Source organism: Dysgonomonas sp. 521 (assembly GCF_010501055.1).
In the GTDB taxonomy this organism is placed as follows: domain Bacteria; phylum Bacteroidota; class Bacteroidia; order Bacteroidales; family Dysgonomonadaceae; genus Dysgonomonas.
The window spans coordinates 20,451-38,726 of sequence record NZ_QVMO01000024.1; the positions used below are offsets into that span (position 1 = coordinate 20,451).

The window sequence follows — 18,276 nt, forward strand, 5'->3', positions numbered from 1 at the left end:
ATATAAAAATATGAGTTTATCAAATTTGAGACCTGCTGAAGGTTCTACTAAAACCGCAAAAAGAATCGGGCGTGGTCCGGGTTCAGGTTTAGGAGGTACTTCCACAAAAGGTCATAAAGGACAAAAATCCAGATCGGGTTACTCACGGAAAATCGGATTTGAAGGAGGCCAGATGCCGCTTCAGCGTCGTTTGCCTAAATTCGGTTTCAAAAACATTAACCGTGTTGAATACAAAGCGATCAATCTGGATGTTTTACAACGCTTAGCTGATTCAAAGAAACTTACAAAAATTGATGTTCAGACATTGATAGACGCAGGTTTCCTGTCAGGTAACCAATTGGTAAAAATACTAGGAAACGGAGCCCTTACTACTAAAGTTGATGTAGAAGCACACGCTTTCTCTAAATCGGCGGAAGCAGCTATTCAGGCTATAGGTGGAACAGCAACTAAACTAAAGTAAGATGGGATTTGTAAAAACACTGGAAAATATATGGAAGATTGAGGATCTTAGAAAAAGACTCATGATTACCTTCTTTTTCGTAGTGATTTATCGCTTCGGAGTTCATATCATCCTTCCGGGAGTAGACCCTCAGCAGCTTGCGAATCTGCATTCGATGACTGCCGGAGGTATCTTGGGAATCCTCGATATGTTTTCCGGAGGTGCATTCGCCAATGCCTCTATCTTTGCATTAGGTATCATGCCGTATATCTCGGCATCCATCGTTATCCAGCTGTTGGGTATCGCGATACCTTATTTCCAGAAACTGCAGAGAGAAGGCGAAAGCGGACGTACAAAGATGAACCAATATACACGCTACCTGACAGTAGCCATCCTTATATTCCAAGGACCGGCTTACTTGTTAGGCGCGCTGGGACCTGCTGCTCCTACTACCTGGGACTTCCTTATTCCTTCTACAATAATCCTTGCAGGAGGTAGTATGTTTGTTCTATGGTTAGGAGAACGTATCACAGATAAAGGTATCGGTAACGGTGTTTCTTTTATCATCCTTGTAGGTATCATCGCCCGCCTTCCGCATGCGCTTATCGGAGAGTTTACCTCCCGTTTGTCAAGCCCTGCCGGAGGACTGGTAATGTTTCTGGCCGAAATAGTATTACTGTTGTTGATCGTTTGCGGTGCAATCTTGTTAGTACAAGGTACTCGCCGGATACCGGTTCAGTATGCTAAGAGAGTAGTTGGTAACAAACAATACGGTGGAGCACGCCAGTATATACCGTTGAAGGTAAATGCTGCGAATGTGATGCCTATCATCTTTGCTCAGGCAATCATGTTTGTACCTATTACAATAGCCGGATTCTCTACCGAAAAAACAGGATTCTGGGGTTCATTTATGGATCATACCAGCGTAGCATACAACCTTGTATTTGCATTCCTTATCATCGCATTTACATGGTTCTATACAGCAGTGACCATAAACCCTGTGCAGATGGCCGATGAGCTGAAGCGTAACAACGGCTTTATACCGGGTATCAAACCGGGTAAAAAGACAGCAGACTATATTGACTCGATAATGTCCCGTATTACATTCCCGGGATCATTATTCCTGGCTTTGGTCGCTATCATGCCGGCGTTTGCCAGTGCTTTCGGTGTAAGCCGTGAGTTTTCCCAGTTCTTTGGTGGAACATCCCTGTTGATCCTCGTAGGGGTTGTTTTGGATACATTGCAACAAGTAGAAAGCCACCTGTTGATGAGACATTACGATGGCTTATTGAAATCTGGTAGAATCAAAGGACGTTCAGGTTCAATTGCAGCATATTAAGGAGGCTATAAATGATATTTCTGAAAACAGACGAAGAAATCGAGTTGATGCGTGAAGCTAACCGCCTGGTGGGGATGACCCTCGGCGAAGTAGCCAAGCATATTAAGCCCGGAGCTACTCCGGCTCAATTAGATAAGATTGCTAAAGAATTTATATACGATCACGGAGCAATACCTTCCTTTCTGGGATATAAGGGTGCTCCGGGTACCGTAGATTTCCCGGGAGCAATTTGCGCGTCGGTTAACGAGCAGGTTGTACACGGGTTTCCTACGGATTATGTTCTAAAAGATGGAGATGTTATCTCTGTTGACTGTGGTACAGAGAAAAACGGATTTTGCGGCGATTCGGCTTACACGTTCTGTGTAGGCGAAGTAAGCGAAGACGTAAAGAAACTGTTGAGGACAACAAAGGAATCTCTCTATCTGGGTATTGAAAAAGCCGTAGAAGGCAATCGGATAGGGGATATAGGCGATGCAGTGCAGACTTATTGCGAAAAACATGGTTACTCGGTCGTTCGCGAACTGGTAGGGCATGGGATAGGACGCAAGATGCACGAAGCGCCGGAAGTTCCTAACTATGGTAAACGTGGTACAGGCCCTTTACTAAAGAAGGGTATGTGCATAGCCATAGAGCCGATGATCAATATGGGAAGCAAAAATGTCGTTTTCGAAAGCGATGGCTGGACAGTAAGAACACGCGACCGTAAACCTTCGGCGCACTTCGAACATACAGTAGCCATCCGTCAGGGAAAGGCAGATATATTATCTACATTTGAATTTGTAGAAGCTGTTTTAGGAAATAACGCAATTTAAAAACCTTTATAAATATTTATGGCAAAACAGTCAGCAATAGAACAAGACGGAGTAATAGTTGAAGCACTATCAAATGCGATGTTTCGTGTCGAACTAGAAAACGGTCACGAAATCACGGCGCATATCTCAGGAAAGATGCGTATGCACTACATTAAGATACTTCCCGGAGATAAGGTACGTGTAGAGATGTCTCCTTATGATTTAACAAAAGGACGGATTTCATTCAGATACAAATAAAAAAACAAAGATATGAAAGTAAGAGCATCAGTAAAGAAGCGTACCGCTGACTGTAAGATTGTCAGAAGAAAAGGCCGCTTATACGTAATTAACAAAAAAAATCCTAAGTTCAAGCAACGTCAGGGATAATTTATTAATTTTGCAAATTAATCGAAAAAATATATGGCAATAAGAATAGTTGGGGTCGATTTACCACAAAATAAGAGAGGCGAAGTAGCCTTGACATACATTTTCGGTATCGGACGTAGTTCTGCTAATAAAATCCTTGCCGAAGCAGGAATTGACAAAGATGTCAAAGTAAAGGACTGGACCGATGACCAGGCCGGAGCAGTACGTGAAATTATCGGTACACAGTTCAAGGTAGAAGGAGACTTGCGTTCGGAAGTACAGCTAAACATCAAGCGATTGATGGATATCGGCTGCTACAGAGGCATCCGTCACCGTATCGGACTACCGGTAAGAGGTCAGAGTACTAAGAATAATGCCCGTACACGTAAGGGTAGAAAGAAAACTGTTGCTAACAAGAAAAAAGCTACAAAATAATTAATTTGATATGGCAAAAAAAACAGTCGCAGCGAAAAAAAGAAATGTTAAGGTGGATGCAATCGGACAAGCTCATGTGCATTCTTCTTTCAACAATATCATTATCTCGCTTACAAACAGCGATGGCCAGGTTATCAGTTGGTCATCAGCAGGGAAAATGGGTTTCAGAAGTTCTAAAAAGAACACCCCTTATGCAGCTCAAATGGCAGCTTCAGATTGCGCTAAAGTTGCGTTTGACTTAGGATTGAGAAAAGTAAAAGTATTTGTAAAAGGACCCGGAAATGGACGTGAGTCTGCTATCCGTACTATCCATGCAGCAGGCATTGAAGTGACAGAAATCGTTGACGTTACTCCACTTCCTCACAACGGATGCCGTCCTCCAAAACACAGAAGAGTTTAATCAAGTTTAAAAATTTGGATCTTCAATTGTGATTTGATTACAATAACCCTCTCTGTAATCGCGGCTGCACAATTTTAGCTTCATTTCATTATTAATTAGAAAGAAAAATGGCAAGATATACTGGACCAAAATCAAAAATCGCCCGTAAATTCGGAGAGCCAATATTCGGACCTGACAAAGTTCTGTCTAAAAAGAACTATCCTCCGGGACAACATGGTAACGGAAGAAAAAAGAAATCGTCAGAGTACGGTATTCAATTACGTGAAAAACAAAAAGCTAAATATACTTATGGAGTACTCGAAAAACAGTTCCGTAATATGTTTGACAAAGCGTTGAGCTCACGTGGTATCACAGGGGAAGTATTACTCCAGATGCTTGAGTCAAGACTTGACAATGTTGTTTTCCGTTTAGGTATGGCTCCTACAAGAGCCGCAGCACGTCAGCTTGTTTCGCACCGTCATATCGTAGTAGACGGTTCTGTTGTAAACATTCCTTCATATTCACTAAAACCAGGACAACTTGTAGGCGTTCGTGAAAAATCAAAATCACTTGAAGTGGTTAATGAAGCCCTGTCTGGTTTTAACCATAGTAAATACCCTTGGATCGAATGGGATCAGGCTACTATGACAGGAAAATATCTACATATTCCTGAAAGAGCAGATATCCCTGAAAACATTAAAGAACAGTTGATCGTAGAGTTGTATTCTAAAAATTAATTAAATTCATGGCTATATTAGCATTTCAAAAACCGGATAAAGTATTGATGTTAGAAGCGGATGAATTCTTCGGGAAATTCGAGTTTCGTCCGTTAGAACCCGGGTATGGTATTACCGTGGGTAATGCTTTACGCCGTATTCTGCTTTCATCCCTTGAAGGTTTTGCTATCACTTCTATCAAAATCGACGGTGTCGAACATGAATTTGCGACCGTGCCGGGTGTTATAGAAGATGTAACGAATATCATATTGAACCTGAAACAGGTTAGATTCAAGCAAATCGTAGAGGAGATCGAAACAGAAAAGGTAAGCATTACTGTCTCAGGTACCGAAGTATTCAAAGCTGGAGATATAGGGAAGCATCTGTCAGGATTTGAAGTTTTAAACCCTGAACTTGAAATTTGTCATATAGACAAAAATGCAAGCTTCCAAATCGAGCTGAATATTAACAAAGGCCGTGGGTATGTACCTGCCGATGAAAATCGTAGTCTGTCCGACGATGTTAATGTTATAGCTATCGATTCTATTTATACTCCCATCCGTAATGTAAAATACGCGATAGAGAACTATCGTGTAGAACAAAAAACGGACTATGAGAAACTAGTAATAGAAATAGCAACCGATGGATCTATTCATCCGAAAGATGCTTTGAAAGAAGCTGCTAAAATCCTTATCCATCACTTTATGCTGTTCTCCGACGAGAAGATTCTCCTCGAACAAAATGAAGTGGACGGAAATGAGGAATTCGATGAAGAAATCCTGCACATGCGCCAGTTGCTGAAGACCAAGTTGGCAGATATGAACCTTTCGGTTCGCGCGCTCAACTGTCTGAAATCAGCAGAAGTGGAAACACTTGGCGAATTGGTTCAATTCAACAAGAATGACCTTCTTAAATTCAGAAACTTCGGTAAAAAATCACTTACCGAGCTTGATGAATTGTTGGATAGCCTGAGCCTGTCATTCGGTATGGATATTTCTAAATATAAATTAGATAAAGATTAATAAGCGACATGAGACATAATAAAAAAATTAATCACTTAGGACGTACCAGTTCACACAGGAACGCGATGCTTTCCAATATGTGTACATCTTTGTTACTTAGTCCTAACAAGCGCATCTTTACGACTGTAGCAAAGGCAAAAGCTTTGAGAAAAGTTATTGAGCCAATCATTACCAAGTCGAAAGAAGATACAACTCAATCGAGACGTTTGGTTTTTCAGGAACTTCAAAGCAAAGTTGCTGTGACTGAGTTGTTCCAAAATATCTCTCAGAAAATAGCAGACCGTCCGGGAGGATATACTCGTATTATCAAAACCGGTAACCGTTTGGGCGACAATGCTTCGATGTGTTTTATCGAATTGGTAGACTACAACGAAAACATGTTGAAAGAGAAGAAAGCTGCTGCTAAGGGTAGAACACGTCGTTCTAAGAAGAAAGATGATGCTGCTGCACCTGCTGTAGAGGCTAAAGAAACTTCTAAAAAAGCAAAAGCTGCTAAGGCAGAAAAAGAAGAGAAAGCAGAAGAAGTAGAAGTACTGGAAACTGCCCCTCAATCTTTACCTGTTGTAGAAGAGGAGGTTGCTGCGCCAGAAGTTGAAGCTCCGGCTGTAGAAGAAGAACCAAAGAAAGAAGAATAATATATTTATTCCTTAGTATAAAAGAAAAAAGTATCCGGGGAACCCCGGATACTTTTTTTTGTTCTAAAATCGCAAGTTTGTATAATATTGTGTCTACGGAAATAACTACTTGGGCCAATTGCCCTATAGTTTTGTAGGATTGTGTTAAAGTTGAGAAGTCATTCCGTTTCCGGTTACCCGGTTATCTTTTCAGATATACTAAAGATGCGCTTATTTGAAAAACGTTGCATAGGTAATATGAAAAAATGCGCAAAAAATATAATTATTAATAAAATTAAGAATCTATTATCTTTATTATCAATGCTTTGCTAAGGAAAAACTTTTTTTATTTTATCGTAAATTTTATTGATAAACTCGCTCCTGTATCGTCTACTACCGTCAGAATATGCCCTCCTTTACCCGGTATACATTCTTTTTTGTGGAAAATCTCGGTCTCTCCTAAATATTGTCCGTCAAGATGCCAGAAGACGCGGCTCTGCGGAGACCGGTGGGCTAATTCGAATATTAATTGTCCGGGAGAACCATCCAATTGTTTAGGGAGAGAAATGACAGCATTGGGAAACGGATAGATAAATTCCATCGGTTTAATATCCGAGTTTTTGCTACATTCGGGCGAATAAGGCGGCAGGCTGCGATATGCCGGATGCTGTTCCTTATAGTACCACTCCCACGAAGGCGGGAGAATAAACCATGAAGTATGAACGATCCCCCTGCTGCCTGCACAGTTCTCATATACCTGATAGCGCATGTCCTCCGATAGGTGTACCAGCTTGTGGTAAGGACATGGTTTCGCGTCTAGTCCTCTTTTGCATATCCACATCGTATCCGTTCCGGCTTCGGGGCAATTCATGCTTTTCAGGAATCCGCTTTCGTGGCATATTTCAGCCCTCACAAGGTCCCTGTCGGGTCTTTCGAACCAGCGGCTCTGAGGCAGGGAGTTGAATATATCGAACATAACCATACCTGCCGTGCGTGCGCCTGTCAATCCCGGACGCCCTTCCCCATCGGAGTTGCCGACCCATACACCTACTACATATTTCGGGCTGACGCCTATTGCCCATCCGTCACGAAATCCGAAGCTTGTCCCCGTTTTCCAGGCTATTTTTTGTATGGATGGTATAGATCGCCAGTCTATCTCTTCGGGGCGGTTCAGGTTGGTAAGCGCATCGAATGTCTGCCAGATAGCTCCGGCAGAGAACAACGGGCTTTTGATGCGGTCGCCCCGTTCACTATTCTTTTCGTTTAGTATATAGGATGGTTTCTTTAGTTCATAGTATCTGTTTTCTTCATTGAACAGGTTTAATTGCTGTGCCATACTCAGGTACATATAGCTGATATCCCATAACTTGCCTTCTGCCCCTCCCAGTATCAGCGACAGCCCGTAATTATCAGCCGGACGGTCGAGTGTGGTCATTCCCGCCTTTTTCAGGAGATTGTAAAACTTAGGGATGCTATAGTTTCGTAACGATACTACGAACGGCACGTTTAGAGACCGTGCAAGGGCTTCCGACGCATGAGTGGCCCCATCGTATTGCAGACTGAAGTTTTTGGGCGCAAATCCGTTTATATTGATCGGTATATCCGGCAGTAACTGATCGGGCAATAATTCTCCTTCCTGCAACATGGCGCAATAGAGGAATGGCTTTAGTATACTGCCTGTGCTGCGTGGCGCCTGTATAACATCCACCTGATTGCCCGATGCTTCTTTTTCGAAGTTTACATTGCCACAATAGGCTAATACCTCATTTTTTTCTACATCAAAAACGATGGCGGCGATATTCTTAACTCCATTCTGGGCAAATTCGGCGTTCCAGCGGTTCAGTATCGATTCGGTACGTTCCTGCTGGTATTTGTCTATAGTAGATGTTATATGCCTGCCTCCGTTTTCTTTATATATCCTGGTTACCAGATGGGGGGTAACCTGCGGCAGGGGATATGGCTGGAAGGGTAGGGGTTCGGCCATCGCCAGTTCATAATCTACCTTTTCTATTATGTTGCGTTGATGGAGCGCTCCCAGTAATTTATTCCTCTTGTTCAATAACTTGTCCCTGTTTCGCCCGAAGTGCATCAGGCTGGGAGAGTTTGGCAATACGGCTAATGTCGCGGCTTCTGCCCATGACAGTGTTGCTGCCTGATGTCCGAAGTAACGCCACGATGCAGCGTCTATCCCCACTACATTGCCTCCCATGGGGGCATGCGATGCGTACAGGTTTAATATTTCGTCTTTAGAATAAGAAAACTCGAGGCGTGTGGCCAATATCATTTCGATAAACTTTTCGCCGAATGTGCGGCTCTCTTTACGCGACAGGCGTATAGTTTGCATTGTGATGGTACTTGCCCCGCTGACGATTCGTCCTGTCCCGATGTTCTGCTTTATGGCGCGGGCTATGGCCAGAGGGTTTACACCCCAATGAGAGCGGAAATGCCTGTCTTCGAATTCTATCAGGCATATCTTATATTTTTCGGGTACCGAGTCGGAAGTAGGGAAACGCCATTGCTGGTCGTCGGCAATGCGTGCACCAAGCAATTCTTCGTGCCTGTCGGAGACAACGGTACTATACGGCACATGGAACAAAGGAGGCGGCAGGCAGAGTATATACCAAACCAACAGGATGAGGCATAGGGGGATGCCTATTTGGTATTTCCTCTTGGCTTTTCTGTATCTTTTCCGGAGAGAGAAGATATAGGTTTTGCTTTTATGTATGTATTGTTTGACCATTCTATTATTAAACAGTTGTTTGAAAAAGTGACAAAAGTGACAGTTTTTGTTACTTTTCTCATGTTACTTTTTATTCTCGCAAAGACGCGAAGTTGCAATTCTTATAATTCAAAACGTCTTTATATAAGATAAATTTTCTATAAAAGTAAACAATTACCGGACTACCAATATTGTAAATCCAGAAGAATGCAATTCAATAGCTTTTGATAAAATGACGAATATACTTCCTCATCTCCTTTCTGCTTCTTAAAACGACCAATTCTGTTTCTTTATATTCGTTTAATAAATCATATACACATGGTCTTATTTTTTCATTGTAATTCCACACATATTTAAGAAATTCCGTATCCAGTCTTTCTTTGCAGCCCGATGCCATGTCGTCACGGGTGTCGCCTTGTATAATACGTTTTAGCACACTGAAAATACAAATCCATTTATTTATATCTAAAAAAATAATCGTATCAGCCTCTTTCAACCTTATATCCAGTGAATTTATATAATTACCGTCTAATATCCACTTAGGTTTAGTGATTAGATTTATTACTTTCTCCTGCCACTTATCTTTTTCAGGACGTATCCATCCTGCTTGATAATATTCCTTATCCAAATGAATGAGGGGCAAACCAGTTTTAAGAGCTATTTGTTTTGCTAATGTCGTTTTTCCTGCACCACAATTTCCTATTATTATAACTTTATTCATCAAAAGTTATCTTTTTATACCATTTATTCTCTTTCATTTTTTCTTGAATATTTATACTCAATGCAATTTTCCCCTTTGCAAAAAATATGATTTTCAAAGCCGGCAACTTTCTGCATAGCCAGTGATTCCATTAACCGGATGGACGCTGTGTTCCGTGAATCTGTAATTCCGGCCACTTCTTTTATCTCAAAGTTCTTAAAACAGTGATCGATAAGTACAGATAGTGCTTCCTTCGCTAATCCCATGCCCTGATACTCCGGCGAAATATTACAGCCTATTTCCATAATGCTGTTGCTGATATTGAAGGCGCAATCGCCTATAACTTTACCTTTATATTCTATCGCTAAACCTATCCACTGGTTTTCTTTCTTTAAATCCGCCTCTGTGCACTGATTAATAAAAACTATTGTTCGTTCTTTTGTAAAAGGTTCCCAGTACTGAAACCTCGCTACCTCCGGCAGGGAACGGTACGAAAATATAGCATCAGCATCCGTTTCACGAATATATCGTAATAACAATCTTTTGGAAGATATGGGAAAATCGTTCATTTCAATATTTATCTTCAGATATAAGTATGGTTGCATTATAGAGAGGTGGGGGAAAGCCATCCGTTTTGCGTCGGTTATAGTCGGCCTTACGAATAGAATCGAATATTGTACCCGGAGGCAATGGCCTGTTTTTATCCATAAACCATACCAGATAAGACCATTCACTATAAAAATCGTTATAAAGTAAAGTCACTGTGGAATATTCATTACTTTGGACTAATGCAAGGCAATCGCCTATATAGAACCTACCGGCAAAAGAATATTTTTTTACCCATTCTGAGTCTTTGAAATAAATGCTATTTATACTGTTCGCTTGTGTCTCAGGGTAAGTTATTGTGCCATTCAAGCGGTCGAAAGTAAATAGCCTTTTGGGACGGACTAAACTATAAATAAAAAGTACACCCCCAAATAATATACAGATAATTGATAAAATCTTCCCGTCAAGGCTATTGATAGCCTCTGTATATGTAAAATAAGCGAAAATTATTCCTGCCAAAAAAAATATACCTCCGCAGACAATAGATGCTAGTCGACTACTGGTAGCATTGATAGTTATTCTTTGTTCTGTTTCCGATACTTCTACTTTTATTCCGGCGCTTTTATTTATTATATCCTTATCCCAAGCTAAATCATCATGTGAGATAATTTTATCGACTTGTATTCGCCTTTTCTTTTTAGTATACCAATTCATCATATTTTGAATTTTTCTTTTTGTTAATTAATGCGAATCAAGGGTTAAATGTGCCGTTAGGCACATCATATTGGTAGAAACTAAAGGGACAAAAAATAGCACATTTAACCCTTGATTCGCATTACTATCATATTTTTCTGTATTACATGTAATAAACAGGTCTGCGACCTTAAATGTACAAAAGAAAAGAAAAAGACGAAATGTTTTCTTATTTTTGTACACTTTCAGGGTACAGAAATGGAAAAAGAATCTCAGGGATTTAGTATATGGAAGATATTACTGCCTACCTTCATCGGGATAGGGGTAATTATTTTTATGCTTACCAGAGAATTCAATATGGATGACCTCAAGCAAATAGACATAACGGGTCAAACCGTTTTCTGGATATTTATCGCCTTTTGTTTTATGCTTGGTCGCGATATCGGTTTCACTATCCGCTACCGCTACCTCACAGAAAAGCAATTGTCGTGGAAGCAATGTATAAAAGTGACTTTGCTTGCCGAGTTCGGGACGGCTATAACCCCTTCGGTAGTAGGTGGTTCCACTATGGCAGTAGTCTTTCTGGCAAAGGAGAAAATCCCGGTGGGGCGCAGTACGGCAATGGTATTTGTGACCTTGCTGCTGGACGAAATGTTTTTTGTGGTTACCTTTCCCATCCTGCTCCTTTTCATCCCTTTCGATACGCTGTTTTCTGACCATACGGCTTTAGGATCGAGTGTGCTGGTGCTGTTTATCGTTGCCTATATTATAAAGATGGCTCTGTGTACGATTCTTATCATAGGGTTATTCTTTAAGCCGCAGGCTATACGCTGGCTGATAATTAAGCTGTTTCGCCTGCCGGTATTAAGACGGTGGCATAAGAGTGCGGTAAAAGCAGGGGATGACCTTGTTGTCAGTTCACGCGAAATAAGAGGAAAAACGATGTCTTTCTGGTGGCCTCTGATAACGGCGACTATATTATCGTGGTGTTCGCGCTATCTGGTGGTAAACGCTATTTTTATGGCGTTCTTTGCCGTGCATGACAACCTGCTGATATTTGCCCGCCAGTTTATTATGTGGATTGTCATGGTTGTCAGCCCTACTCCGGGTGGCAGTGGTTTCAGCGAATTTATATTCAAGCAATACCTGAGCGAATTTATACCGCTGGCAGGGGTTGTGCCGTTGATTATCCTTTTGTGGCGGTTGCTTACTTATTACAATTATCTGTTTGTAGGGGCACTGATTGTGCCGGGATGGGTAAAGAAATCATTCGGGAAGAAGGGAGAGGAAAATGATTGAATCCCCATTACAATATTCGCCTGTCTTTCAGCATTCTCTTGGGAATGCTGCTGAACTTTGGCAAATTAATTTCTACCAAGCGATTCATCCCTAACGGAATGATGAAAAAGACAATGTTATTATTATCAATAATTTCCATGTAGAGTGTTATTTTTGTCATGTACTAAAATCTTACTTAAAAAATATAACTAAATAATACTATTTACAGATGAAAGTAAACATACCCGGCATTGAAACCGAGAAAATCAAGTGTATCATCTTTGACTTTGGCGGTGTCATTATGGATGTAGATGCCGATAAAACAATAGCTGAGTTTGAAAAGCTCGGCATAAAAGGAGTAAGCGAGGAAGATGTTATCGCGGATAATGGATCGGCTTTTCTCGATATCGAACTGGGGCTTATATCGCCCACACAATTTATAGAGAAGATTCGTATCCGGTACCCGTCATCGAAGGATATTCCCGAAGAAGATATCTGGCGGGCGTGGAACGCACTATTGCAGCCCTACGAAGAAGACCGGATAAATATACTGAAAAGGATAAGGGAATCGTTCGATATATATCTTCTGAGTAATACGAACCTTCCGCACCGTGAAAAATTCAGGGATATGTACAGTGAGCGTTTTGGTGGTGCTATCGACGATTTATTCATTCGGTGCTTTTATTCGGACGAAATGCACCTGCGGAAGCCCGATGCGGATATTTATCTTGAGGTTGCCCGCCAAATAGGGGTGCAGCCAGATGAGATACTGTTTATAGATGACAAAAAAGTAAACATTGATGCCGCTATGAACTGTGGCTGGCAGGCGTACCGGCTGACAAACGGAGAACGTATTACAGATATTTTTATAGGTTGATAATTACAGCCTTGGGGGATGCGATGAAAAAGATATAATTTTATCTTATTATAGAGAAGAATGAGTGCTGAGAATTACGGCTTCGTGTCTTTACGAGAGATAAAAGTTACATGGAAAAAGTAATAAAAAACTGTCACTTTTGTCACTTTTTCATACGCTTCGCTCCTGTGACCGCTGGTTGTTACTTAGTTAAAATAAAAAGATGATGAACAATACCGGAAAACCCATTCCTTTTTCTTATGCCTTCAGCTTTCAGGAAGGGATGGCTCACATTATACGCAAATCGGGTACTGGATTTATTAATAAATCCGGAGAACTGATTGTACCTTGCACCTACGAAATGGCTTTCAGCTATTCCGAAGGGCTGGTAATGGTACAAAAGGATGGAAAATGTGGCTATCTCGACAAGTCCGGTAATATCGTCATTCCCATTGAATACGACGATGCCGATATTTTCTCCGACGGATTAGCTGGGGTATGCAAGGATGGGAAATGGGGGTTTATCGATAAACAAGGAAACCTGGTTATTCCATATACTTACGATGCTACAAACTGCTTCGCAGAAGGTCTTTGTGGAGTGATAAAGGATGGGAAAGCCGGTGTGATAGACAAGCAGGGGAATGAGATTATCCCCTTTATATACGAAGATATTTACCAGTTCAGCGAAGGGCTGATATGTGCAAAAAAAGATAGTTGCAGTGGCTTTATCGATGCGGCGGGTACAGAAGTGATACCCTTTATTTACGATGGCGGGAGCATCCTCAGTATTGTTTGCAAAGATGGATTGATCTGTACTTTCAAGGATGGAAAGGGAGGTGTAATCGACAAAACCGGAAACGAGGTTGTGCCTTTTATCTACGAAGACATTGCCTACGAATACTCCGAAGGGTTGGTATATGTCCGCCTGAATGGCAAGTATGGCGCTGTAGATAGTCACGGGAATGAAATAATCCCATTTACCTATGACCACCTATCAAGTTTTTCAGAAGGTCTTGCCGCGGCAAGTAGCGGAGGTAAATACGGTTTTATAAATAAGATGAATGAAGCCGTTATCCCATTCGTATATACGAGCGCGTATGCTTTCTCTGACGGATTGGCTCTTATCTCGGAGAAAGGACGGAATGCATGGTTTATTGATAAATTCGGAGATGCGGGCATTGCTCTAAAAAGGAGTTATACGACATTGGAGAAAGCCAAAGCGGCAATCCTTATTCTGGCAGCCGGCCTTATCCTTTATGCATTGATAAAAGCATTGTTGTAATGAAAATATTACATTAGCTGTGGGGATGTGTTGCATACGCCCCTATACAAAACACAAAAATGAAATTAAGATAATATGGCAAAGAAAGAACAGACATACGGAGAAGCGATGCAGGAACTACAGGATATCATGTACCGCATCGAAAACGAGGATTTAGACGTGGATATACTTCTTGAAGAAGTGAAAAAGGCAGCGACCCTCATCAAGTTCTGTAAGGATAAATTGCAAAAGACAAATGTGGAAATACAGAAAATTCTGGATAAAATAGAATGAACCCGAGCATGAAAAACAACATTATCATAGTGGCCGGGGGCAAAGGCCTGCGCATGGGTAGCGACCTGCCCAAGCAGTTTATACCGATTGGGGGGAAACCGGTGCTGATGCATACCATCGAAGCTTTTTACAGGTTCGATAAAGGTATCCGTATTATCTTGGTACTGCCTGTTTCGCATCAGGATTATTGGAAAGGTTTGTGCAAAGAGTATGGTTTCACTATCCCGCACACCATTGCCGATGGCGGCGAAACCCGCTTCCATTCCGTAAAAAACGGATTGTCACTTATCGAAGACGGCATCGTGGGCGTGCAGGACGGCGTGCGTCCTTTCGGTTCGGCAGAGATGATAAAACGCTGCTTTGACGCAGTGCAGGCTTATCCGGCAGCTATACCCGTCATAGACTCCACCGACAGTTTGCGGGAAATGATTGATGACGAAAAAAGCAGGATTATCGACCGCTCCAAAATAAGGCTGGTGCAGACCCCGCAGGTCTTTCATACGGATATTCTGAAAAAAGCCTACGAAACGGGATTCAAAGATACATTTACAGATGACGCATCCGTTGTGGAAGCAATGGGCATTGATGTACATCTGGTAAAAGGAGAAGTGACAAATATAAAAATTACTACTCCGCTCGATCTGAAAATAGGAGAGCTTATTCTTGCCGGAAAACTATAATAACGATGCCGGACAGGGCAGGATATGGGATACAAAGAAAGATTGCCGAAAAGATTTGGTCTATAGTAGGGACTGCATAGCATAGTAAAGGCATGAAGTGTAACCCCAAACCTTTATATAAAAGATGTAAAAAAATATCAGAAATAATTTTATTCTGACTAATTTAGCACGAAGAATGTCTAATATAATAAACTTGTAAATCCGATGAACACACTTCTATTTTTAGGTAACCTGGGTACCGGAGAAATCATCATCATAGCTATCGTTGTTTTATTGCTCTTTGGCGGCAAAAAGATCCCTGAACTCATGAAAGGTCTGGGTAAAGGAGTTAAAAACTTCAAAGACGGGGTAAACGGCCTGGAAGATGATATAAATGGTACTTCCACCGATAACAAACAGTAATATCCTTTAATCTGAAAGATTAAGTAAAAATACTGAGAACCCGGGTAATAAAGGACCCGGGTTTTCCCTTCTGTAAACAAAACCACCTCATTCTCTGTTTCAGATAATATGGATATATGTATAGATTTTGACGGGACGTGTGTAACACATGAATTCCCTGCTATAGGCAAAGAGATAGGCGCCATACCCGTTCTGAAAGAACTGACGGAAAATGGTCACCGGCTGATCCTCTTCACAATGCGTAGCGACCGCAAGAAGAAAAAGAAGATAAACGGCGAAGAAGTCATCGTAGAGGAGAATGTACTAACGGAAGCAGTGAAATGGTTTGAAGATAACGGGATACCTCTATATGGCATCCAGAAGAACCCGACACAGCGGTTTTGGACTTCTTCCCCAAAGGCATACGGACACTTATATATTGACGATGCCAATCTGGGATGCCCCCTTATTTATGATGAAAACATTTGCGACAGGCCATACGCCGACTGGACAAGGATAAGAGAGTATCTCGTTGAAAAAGGAGTACTATAAAACCAACTCATTATGAAAAAGATACTGATGGGACACAACTTCAAGCGGGAAGGATTCGCCAGCCTTGAAGGGAAGTTTGATATAATCTATCCGCAAAACAAGATGTTTACCAAAGAGGAGGTAATAGAACGCATTGCAGACATAGACGTATTCGTTCCCAACTTCTCTTTCCAGACAAATGCCGAGATAATAGACGCGGCCAAGAAGCTCCGGCTGATAGCGAACTTCGGAGTGGGCTACAACAATATCGATACGGAGTATGCCGCATCAAAAGGGATTGCGGTTACCAATACACCCCAATCGGTACTCGAACCTACCGCAGAGTTATGCTTCGCCCTGATGATGGCTACAGCACGCAAGATAGCTTATTACAACCATAAGCTGCATAGCGGTGTCAGGCTCGACTGGGGAATATACGGCGATCTGGGAATGCCTCTCTACGGGCAAACGCTTGGAATATACGGCATGGGACGCATCGGACAGGCTGTCGCCCGCAGGGCTGTGGCTTCGGGTATGAAAATCATTTACCATAACAGGCACCAATTACCTAAAGATATTGAGGATAAGTACAATGCCCGCTATGTAGACTTTGATACGTTGCTCGAAGAATCGGATATCGTTTCCCTGAATGCCCCTGCGACTGCCGAAACCTACCACCTGATGGGAGAACAGGAGTTCAAACAGATGAAAAGTACGGCTATACTGATTAATACCGCGCGCGGACAACTGGTAGATGATAAAGCGTTGGCCGCAGCCCTGAAAACAGGAGAGATATATGCAGCCGGACTGGATGTATTCGAGAAAGAGCCTAAAATACTGCCCGAATTGCTCGAACTGGATAGCGCCATCCTAACGCCTCATGCAGGAACAGGCACCTATGCGGCACGGCTGGATATGACACTGGAGGTAGCCAGGAATATAATCAACTTCTACGAGGGAGGACAAATAGATAGGGTAAACTAAAGTCATAGTTCACTGTCCTTCATCTTTCTCAACAGCCCCTCGCAGGCATCTTCCAGCAAGTCGAGTACCAGCTCGAATCCTTCTGCTCCCGAATAGTATGGGTCAGGGATATGGTCATGCACAAAGTGCTGTGAGAACTCCACCATGCGATGCACTTTCTTCTCTGCTTCAAGGTCGGGAGCCAAGCGCATTACATCCCGATAGTTGTTATCGTCCATTACCACAATAATATCGAACTTATCGAAGTCATTGCTTGTAAACCGGCGCGCCATAGAATCCAATGTATAGCCTCTGCGTGAAGCATGCCTTCTCATGCGCGAATCAGGCAGGTCTCCCGTATGATATCCTGCTGTCCCGGCCGAGTCTATTGTGATCTTATCGTCGAGTCGTTCAGCCTTTACCATAGCCCTAAAAATGCCTTCTGCAGCCGGAGAGCGGCAGATATTACCAAGGCAGACAAAGAGTACTTTATATTCTTTCATATGTTATATAAGTTACAGCACCCCTCCCAGCCTCCCCAAAAGGGAGGAGTAGGCAAAGGCCTGAATAAAAACTGCTAACTGTTGACTGCTGACTGCTAACTGAATCAAATATAGTACTCAGCCATATCCACCAGTCCCGCCCGTATGGCGTATTTTGTCGCCTCATGCACATTGTTTACCTCCAGTTTGCGGAATATATTCTTACGGTGGGTAATCACTGTATGGAAACTAAGGTTACGGTTGGCTGCTATTTCTTTTGTAGTCTTACCGATGGCTATCTCTTTCAGTATTTCCTTTTCCGTACTTGTCAGAATATGCTCTAGTGTGTCTGTTGACGATTTCTGAGCCTGTAGAAGCTGGTTTGTTACCCTGCCACAGAGAAAGCGTTCGCCCCTCAGCGCGTGAGCCAGCCCCATATTTATCTCATCCAGGTCACAGGATTTAAGTACAATACTGAACGATTCGCTGGTAGACGTCAGCCTGCGCAGAAAATCATAACTCAGTTCATCCGAAAACAACAACCACCTTACCTGCGAAAAGCGATAGCCTACATTCAGCAGTTCATCCACTCCTGCAAAGTCCGACAGGGTATAGTCCAATATTACAACAGCATCGAGGTGGAGGCTCAGCAGCTTTATCAGTTCGGCTTTGCTCTCAGCATAGCGAATGGAAGCCACTTTCTTTGTTTCGTTCACAAGTGCCTCTATTCCCACACGGGTTATATCCTGTTTATCTGCTATTATAATATCTTTCTGTTCCATTTAACTATT

Annotated in this window: 25 protein-coding genes; 18 read left to right on the forward strand and 7 right to left on the reverse strand. The window is 42.1% G+C overall.

The genetic code is table 11. The features are described from left to right. Positions 1-10 precede the first annotated feature (10 nt). The 10 genes from rplO (at position 11) to rplQ (ending at position 6,122) form a co-directional block, all read left to right on the forward strand. Positions 11-460, forward strand: a complete 450-nt coding sequence (gene rplO / locus D0T84_RS08935) for a 50S ribosomal protein L15 (RefSeq protein ID WP_163307538.1) — start codon at positions 11-13, stop codon at positions 458-460. Between the two features lies 1 nt (position 461). Next, on the forward strand, positions 462-1,778 hold the full coding sequence (secY, locus tag D0T84_RS08940) for a preprotein translocase subunit SecY (protein ID WP_163307539.1): 1,317 nt from the start codon (positions 462-464) through the stop codon (positions 1,776-1,778). A gap of 11 nt (positions 1,779-1,789) precedes the next feature. Further along, entirely contained in the window at positions 1,790-2,590 is an 801-nt protein-coding gene (gene map, locus D0T84_RS08945) for a type I methionyl aminopeptidase (RefSeq protein WP_163307540.1), read from the forward strand. 18 nt (positions 2,591-2,608) lie between these two features. Beyond that, a complete protein-coding gene (gene infA, locus D0T84_RS08950; RefSeq protein ID WP_006841806.1) occupies positions 2,609-2,827 on the forward strand; it encodes a translation initiation factor IF-1 in 219 nt (72 codons plus the stop codon). A gap of 12 nt (positions 2,828-2,839) precedes the next feature. After that, the gene (gene ykgO / locus D0T84_RS08955; RefSeq protein ID WP_163307541.1) at positions 2,840-2,956 is read left to right on the forward strand and encodes a type B 50S ribosomal protein L36; all 117 of its coding nucleotides are present in this window, start codon (positions 2,840-2,842) and stop codon (positions 2,954-2,956) included. A gap of 33 nt (positions 2,957-2,989) precedes the next feature. Further along, on the forward strand, positions 2,990-3,370 hold the full coding sequence (gene rpsM / locus D0T84_RS08960) for a 30S ribosomal protein S13 (protein WP_163307542.1): 381 nt from the start codon (positions 2,990-2,992) through the stop codon (positions 3,368-3,370). A 10-nt stretch (positions 3,371-3,380) separates the two neighbouring features. Further along, the gene (gene rpsK / locus D0T84_RS08965; RefSeq protein WP_163307543.1) at positions 3,381-3,770 is read left to right on the forward strand and encodes a 30S ribosomal protein S11; all 390 of its coding nucleotides are present in this window, start codon (positions 3,381-3,383) and stop codon (positions 3,768-3,770) included. 107 nt (positions 3,771-3,877) lie between these two features. After that, complete coding sequence (gene rpsD, locus D0T84_RS08970; RefSeq protein ID WP_163307544.1) at positions 3,878-4,486, forward strand: 30S ribosomal protein S4; 609 nt, start codon at positions 3,878-3,880, stop codon at positions 4,484-4,486. An 8-nt stretch (positions 4,487-4,494) separates the two neighbouring features. Further along, positions 4,495-5,487 carry a DNA-directed RNA polymerase subunit alpha gene (locus D0T84_RS08975; protein WP_163307545.1) on the forward strand — a complete coding sequence of 331 codons (993 nt, stop codon included), beginning with the start codon at positions 4,495-4,497 and terminating at the stop codon, positions 5,485-5,487. An 8-nt stretch (positions 5,488-5,495) separates the two neighbouring features. Beyond that, on the forward strand, positions 5,496-6,122 hold the full coding sequence (gene rplQ, locus D0T84_RS08980) for a 50S ribosomal protein L17 (RefSeq protein ID WP_163307546.1): 627 nt from the start codon (positions 5,496-5,498) through the stop codon (positions 6,120-6,122). Positions 6,123-6,447: 325 nt separating this feature from the next. Here rplQ and pbpC read toward each other — a convergent pair whose 3' ends face one another. The 4 genes from pbpC to D0T84_RS09000 all read right to left on the reverse strand — a co-directional run bounded on the left by pbpC (position 6,448) and on the right by D0T84_RS09000 (position 10,783). Next, positions 6,448-8,841: a penicillin-binding protein 1C gene (gene pbpC / locus D0T84_RS08985; RefSeq protein ID WP_163307547.1), complete on the reverse strand. Its 2,394-nt coding sequence runs from the start codon at positions 8,839-8,841 to the stop codon at positions 6,448-6,450. A gap of 193 nt (positions 8,842-9,034) precedes the next feature. Continuing rightward, positions 9,035-9,541 (reverse strand): hypothetical protein, encoded by a 507-nt coding sequence (locus tag D0T84_RS08990; RefSeq protein WP_163307548.1) that lies wholly within the window; start codon positions 9,539-9,541, stop codon positions 9,035-9,037. A gap of 23 nt (positions 9,542-9,564) precedes the next feature. Continuing rightward, complete coding sequence (locus D0T84_RS08995) at positions 9,565-10,089, reverse strand: GNAT family N-acetyltransferase (RefSeq protein ID WP_163307549.1); 525 nt, start codon at positions 10,087-10,089, stop codon at positions 9,565-9,567. Position 10,090: 1 nt separating this feature from the next. After that, on the reverse strand, positions 10,091-10,783 hold the full coding sequence (locus D0T84_RS09000; protein WP_163307550.1) for a hypothetical protein: 693 nt from the start codon (positions 10,781-10,783) through the stop codon (positions 10,091-10,093). 234 nt (positions 10,784-11,017) lie between these two features. On the opposite strand from D0T84_RS09000, the gene D0T84_RS09005 reads away from it, so the two are divergent. Then, positions 11,018-12,058 carry a lysylphosphatidylglycerol synthase transmembrane domain-containing protein gene (locus D0T84_RS09005; protein WP_163307551.1) on the forward strand — a complete coding sequence of 347 codons (1,041 nt, stop codon included), beginning with the start codon at positions 11,018-11,020 and terminating at the stop codon, positions 12,056-12,058. 7 nt (positions 12,059-12,065) lie between these two features. Here D0T84_RS09005 and D0T84_RS09010 read toward each other — a convergent pair whose 3' ends face one another. After that, on the reverse strand, positions 12,066-12,218 hold the full coding sequence (locus D0T84_RS09010; protein WP_163307552.1) for a hypothetical protein: 153 nt from the start codon (positions 12,216-12,218) through the stop codon (positions 12,066-12,068). 48 nt (positions 12,219-12,266) lie between these two features. Between D0T84_RS09010 and D0T84_RS09015 the strand changes: the two genes are divergently transcribed. From D0T84_RS09015 to D0T84_RS09045, 7 genes are all read left to right on the forward strand, one after another. Continuing rightward, on the forward strand, positions 12,267-12,914 hold the full coding sequence (locus D0T84_RS09015; protein WP_163307553.1) for an HAD family phosphatase: 648 nt from the start codon (positions 12,267-12,269) through the stop codon (positions 12,912-12,914). A gap of 202 nt (positions 12,915-13,116) precedes the next feature. Next, entirely contained in the window at positions 13,117-14,175 is a 1,059-nt protein-coding gene (locus tag D0T84_RS09020; RefSeq protein WP_255495279.1) for a WG repeat-containing protein, read from the forward strand. 75 nt (positions 14,176-14,250) lie between these two features. Beyond that, positions 14,251-14,448 (forward strand): exodeoxyribonuclease VII small subunit, encoded by a 198-nt coding sequence (gene xseB / locus D0T84_RS09025; protein ID WP_029903348.1) that lies wholly within the window; start codon positions 14,251-14,253, stop codon positions 14,446-14,448. 8 nt (positions 14,449-14,456) lie between these two features. Then, the gene (locus D0T84_RS09030) at positions 14,457-15,128 is read left to right on the forward strand and encodes a 2-C-methyl-D-erythritol 4-phosphate cytidylyltransferase (protein ID WP_163307554.1); all 672 of its coding nucleotides are present in this window, start codon (positions 14,457-14,459) and stop codon (positions 15,126-15,128) included. A gap of 204 nt (positions 15,129-15,332) precedes the next feature. Then, positions 15,333-15,530 carry a twin-arginine translocase TatA/TatE family subunit gene (gene tatA / locus D0T84_RS09035; RefSeq protein WP_163307555.1) on the forward strand — a complete coding sequence of 66 codons (198 nt, stop codon included), beginning with the start codon at positions 15,333-15,335 and terminating at the stop codon, positions 15,528-15,530. Positions 15,531-15,638: 108 nt separating this feature from the next. Continuing rightward, positions 15,639-16,061, forward strand: coding sequence for an HAD family hydrolase (locus D0T84_RS09040; RefSeq protein WP_163307556.1), 423 nt, complete (start codon positions 15,639-15,641; stop codon positions 16,059-16,061). A gap of 12 nt (positions 16,062-16,073) precedes the next feature. After that, positions 16,074-17,024: an NAD(P)-dependent oxidoreductase gene (locus tag D0T84_RS09045; RefSeq protein WP_163307557.1), complete on the forward strand. Its 951-nt coding sequence runs from the start codon at positions 16,074-16,076 to the stop codon at positions 17,022-17,024. A gap of 2 nt (positions 17,025-17,026) precedes the next feature. Here the strand turns inward: D0T84_RS09045 and D0T84_RS09050 are convergent, their stop codons facing one another. Both D0T84_RS09050 and D0T84_RS09055 read right to left on the reverse strand, forming a co-directional pair. After that, positions 17,027-17,506 (reverse strand): low molecular weight protein-tyrosine-phosphatase, encoded by a 480-nt coding sequence (locus D0T84_RS09050; RefSeq protein ID WP_163307558.1) that lies wholly within the window; start codon positions 17,504-17,506, stop codon positions 17,027-17,029. A gap of 104 nt (positions 17,507-17,610) precedes the next feature. Further along, on the reverse strand, positions 17,611-18,267 hold the full coding sequence (locus tag D0T84_RS09055) for a response regulator transcription factor (RefSeq protein ID WP_163307559.1): 657 nt from the start codon (positions 18,265-18,267) through the stop codon (positions 17,611-17,613). Positions 18,268-18,276: the final 9 nt, after the last annotated feature.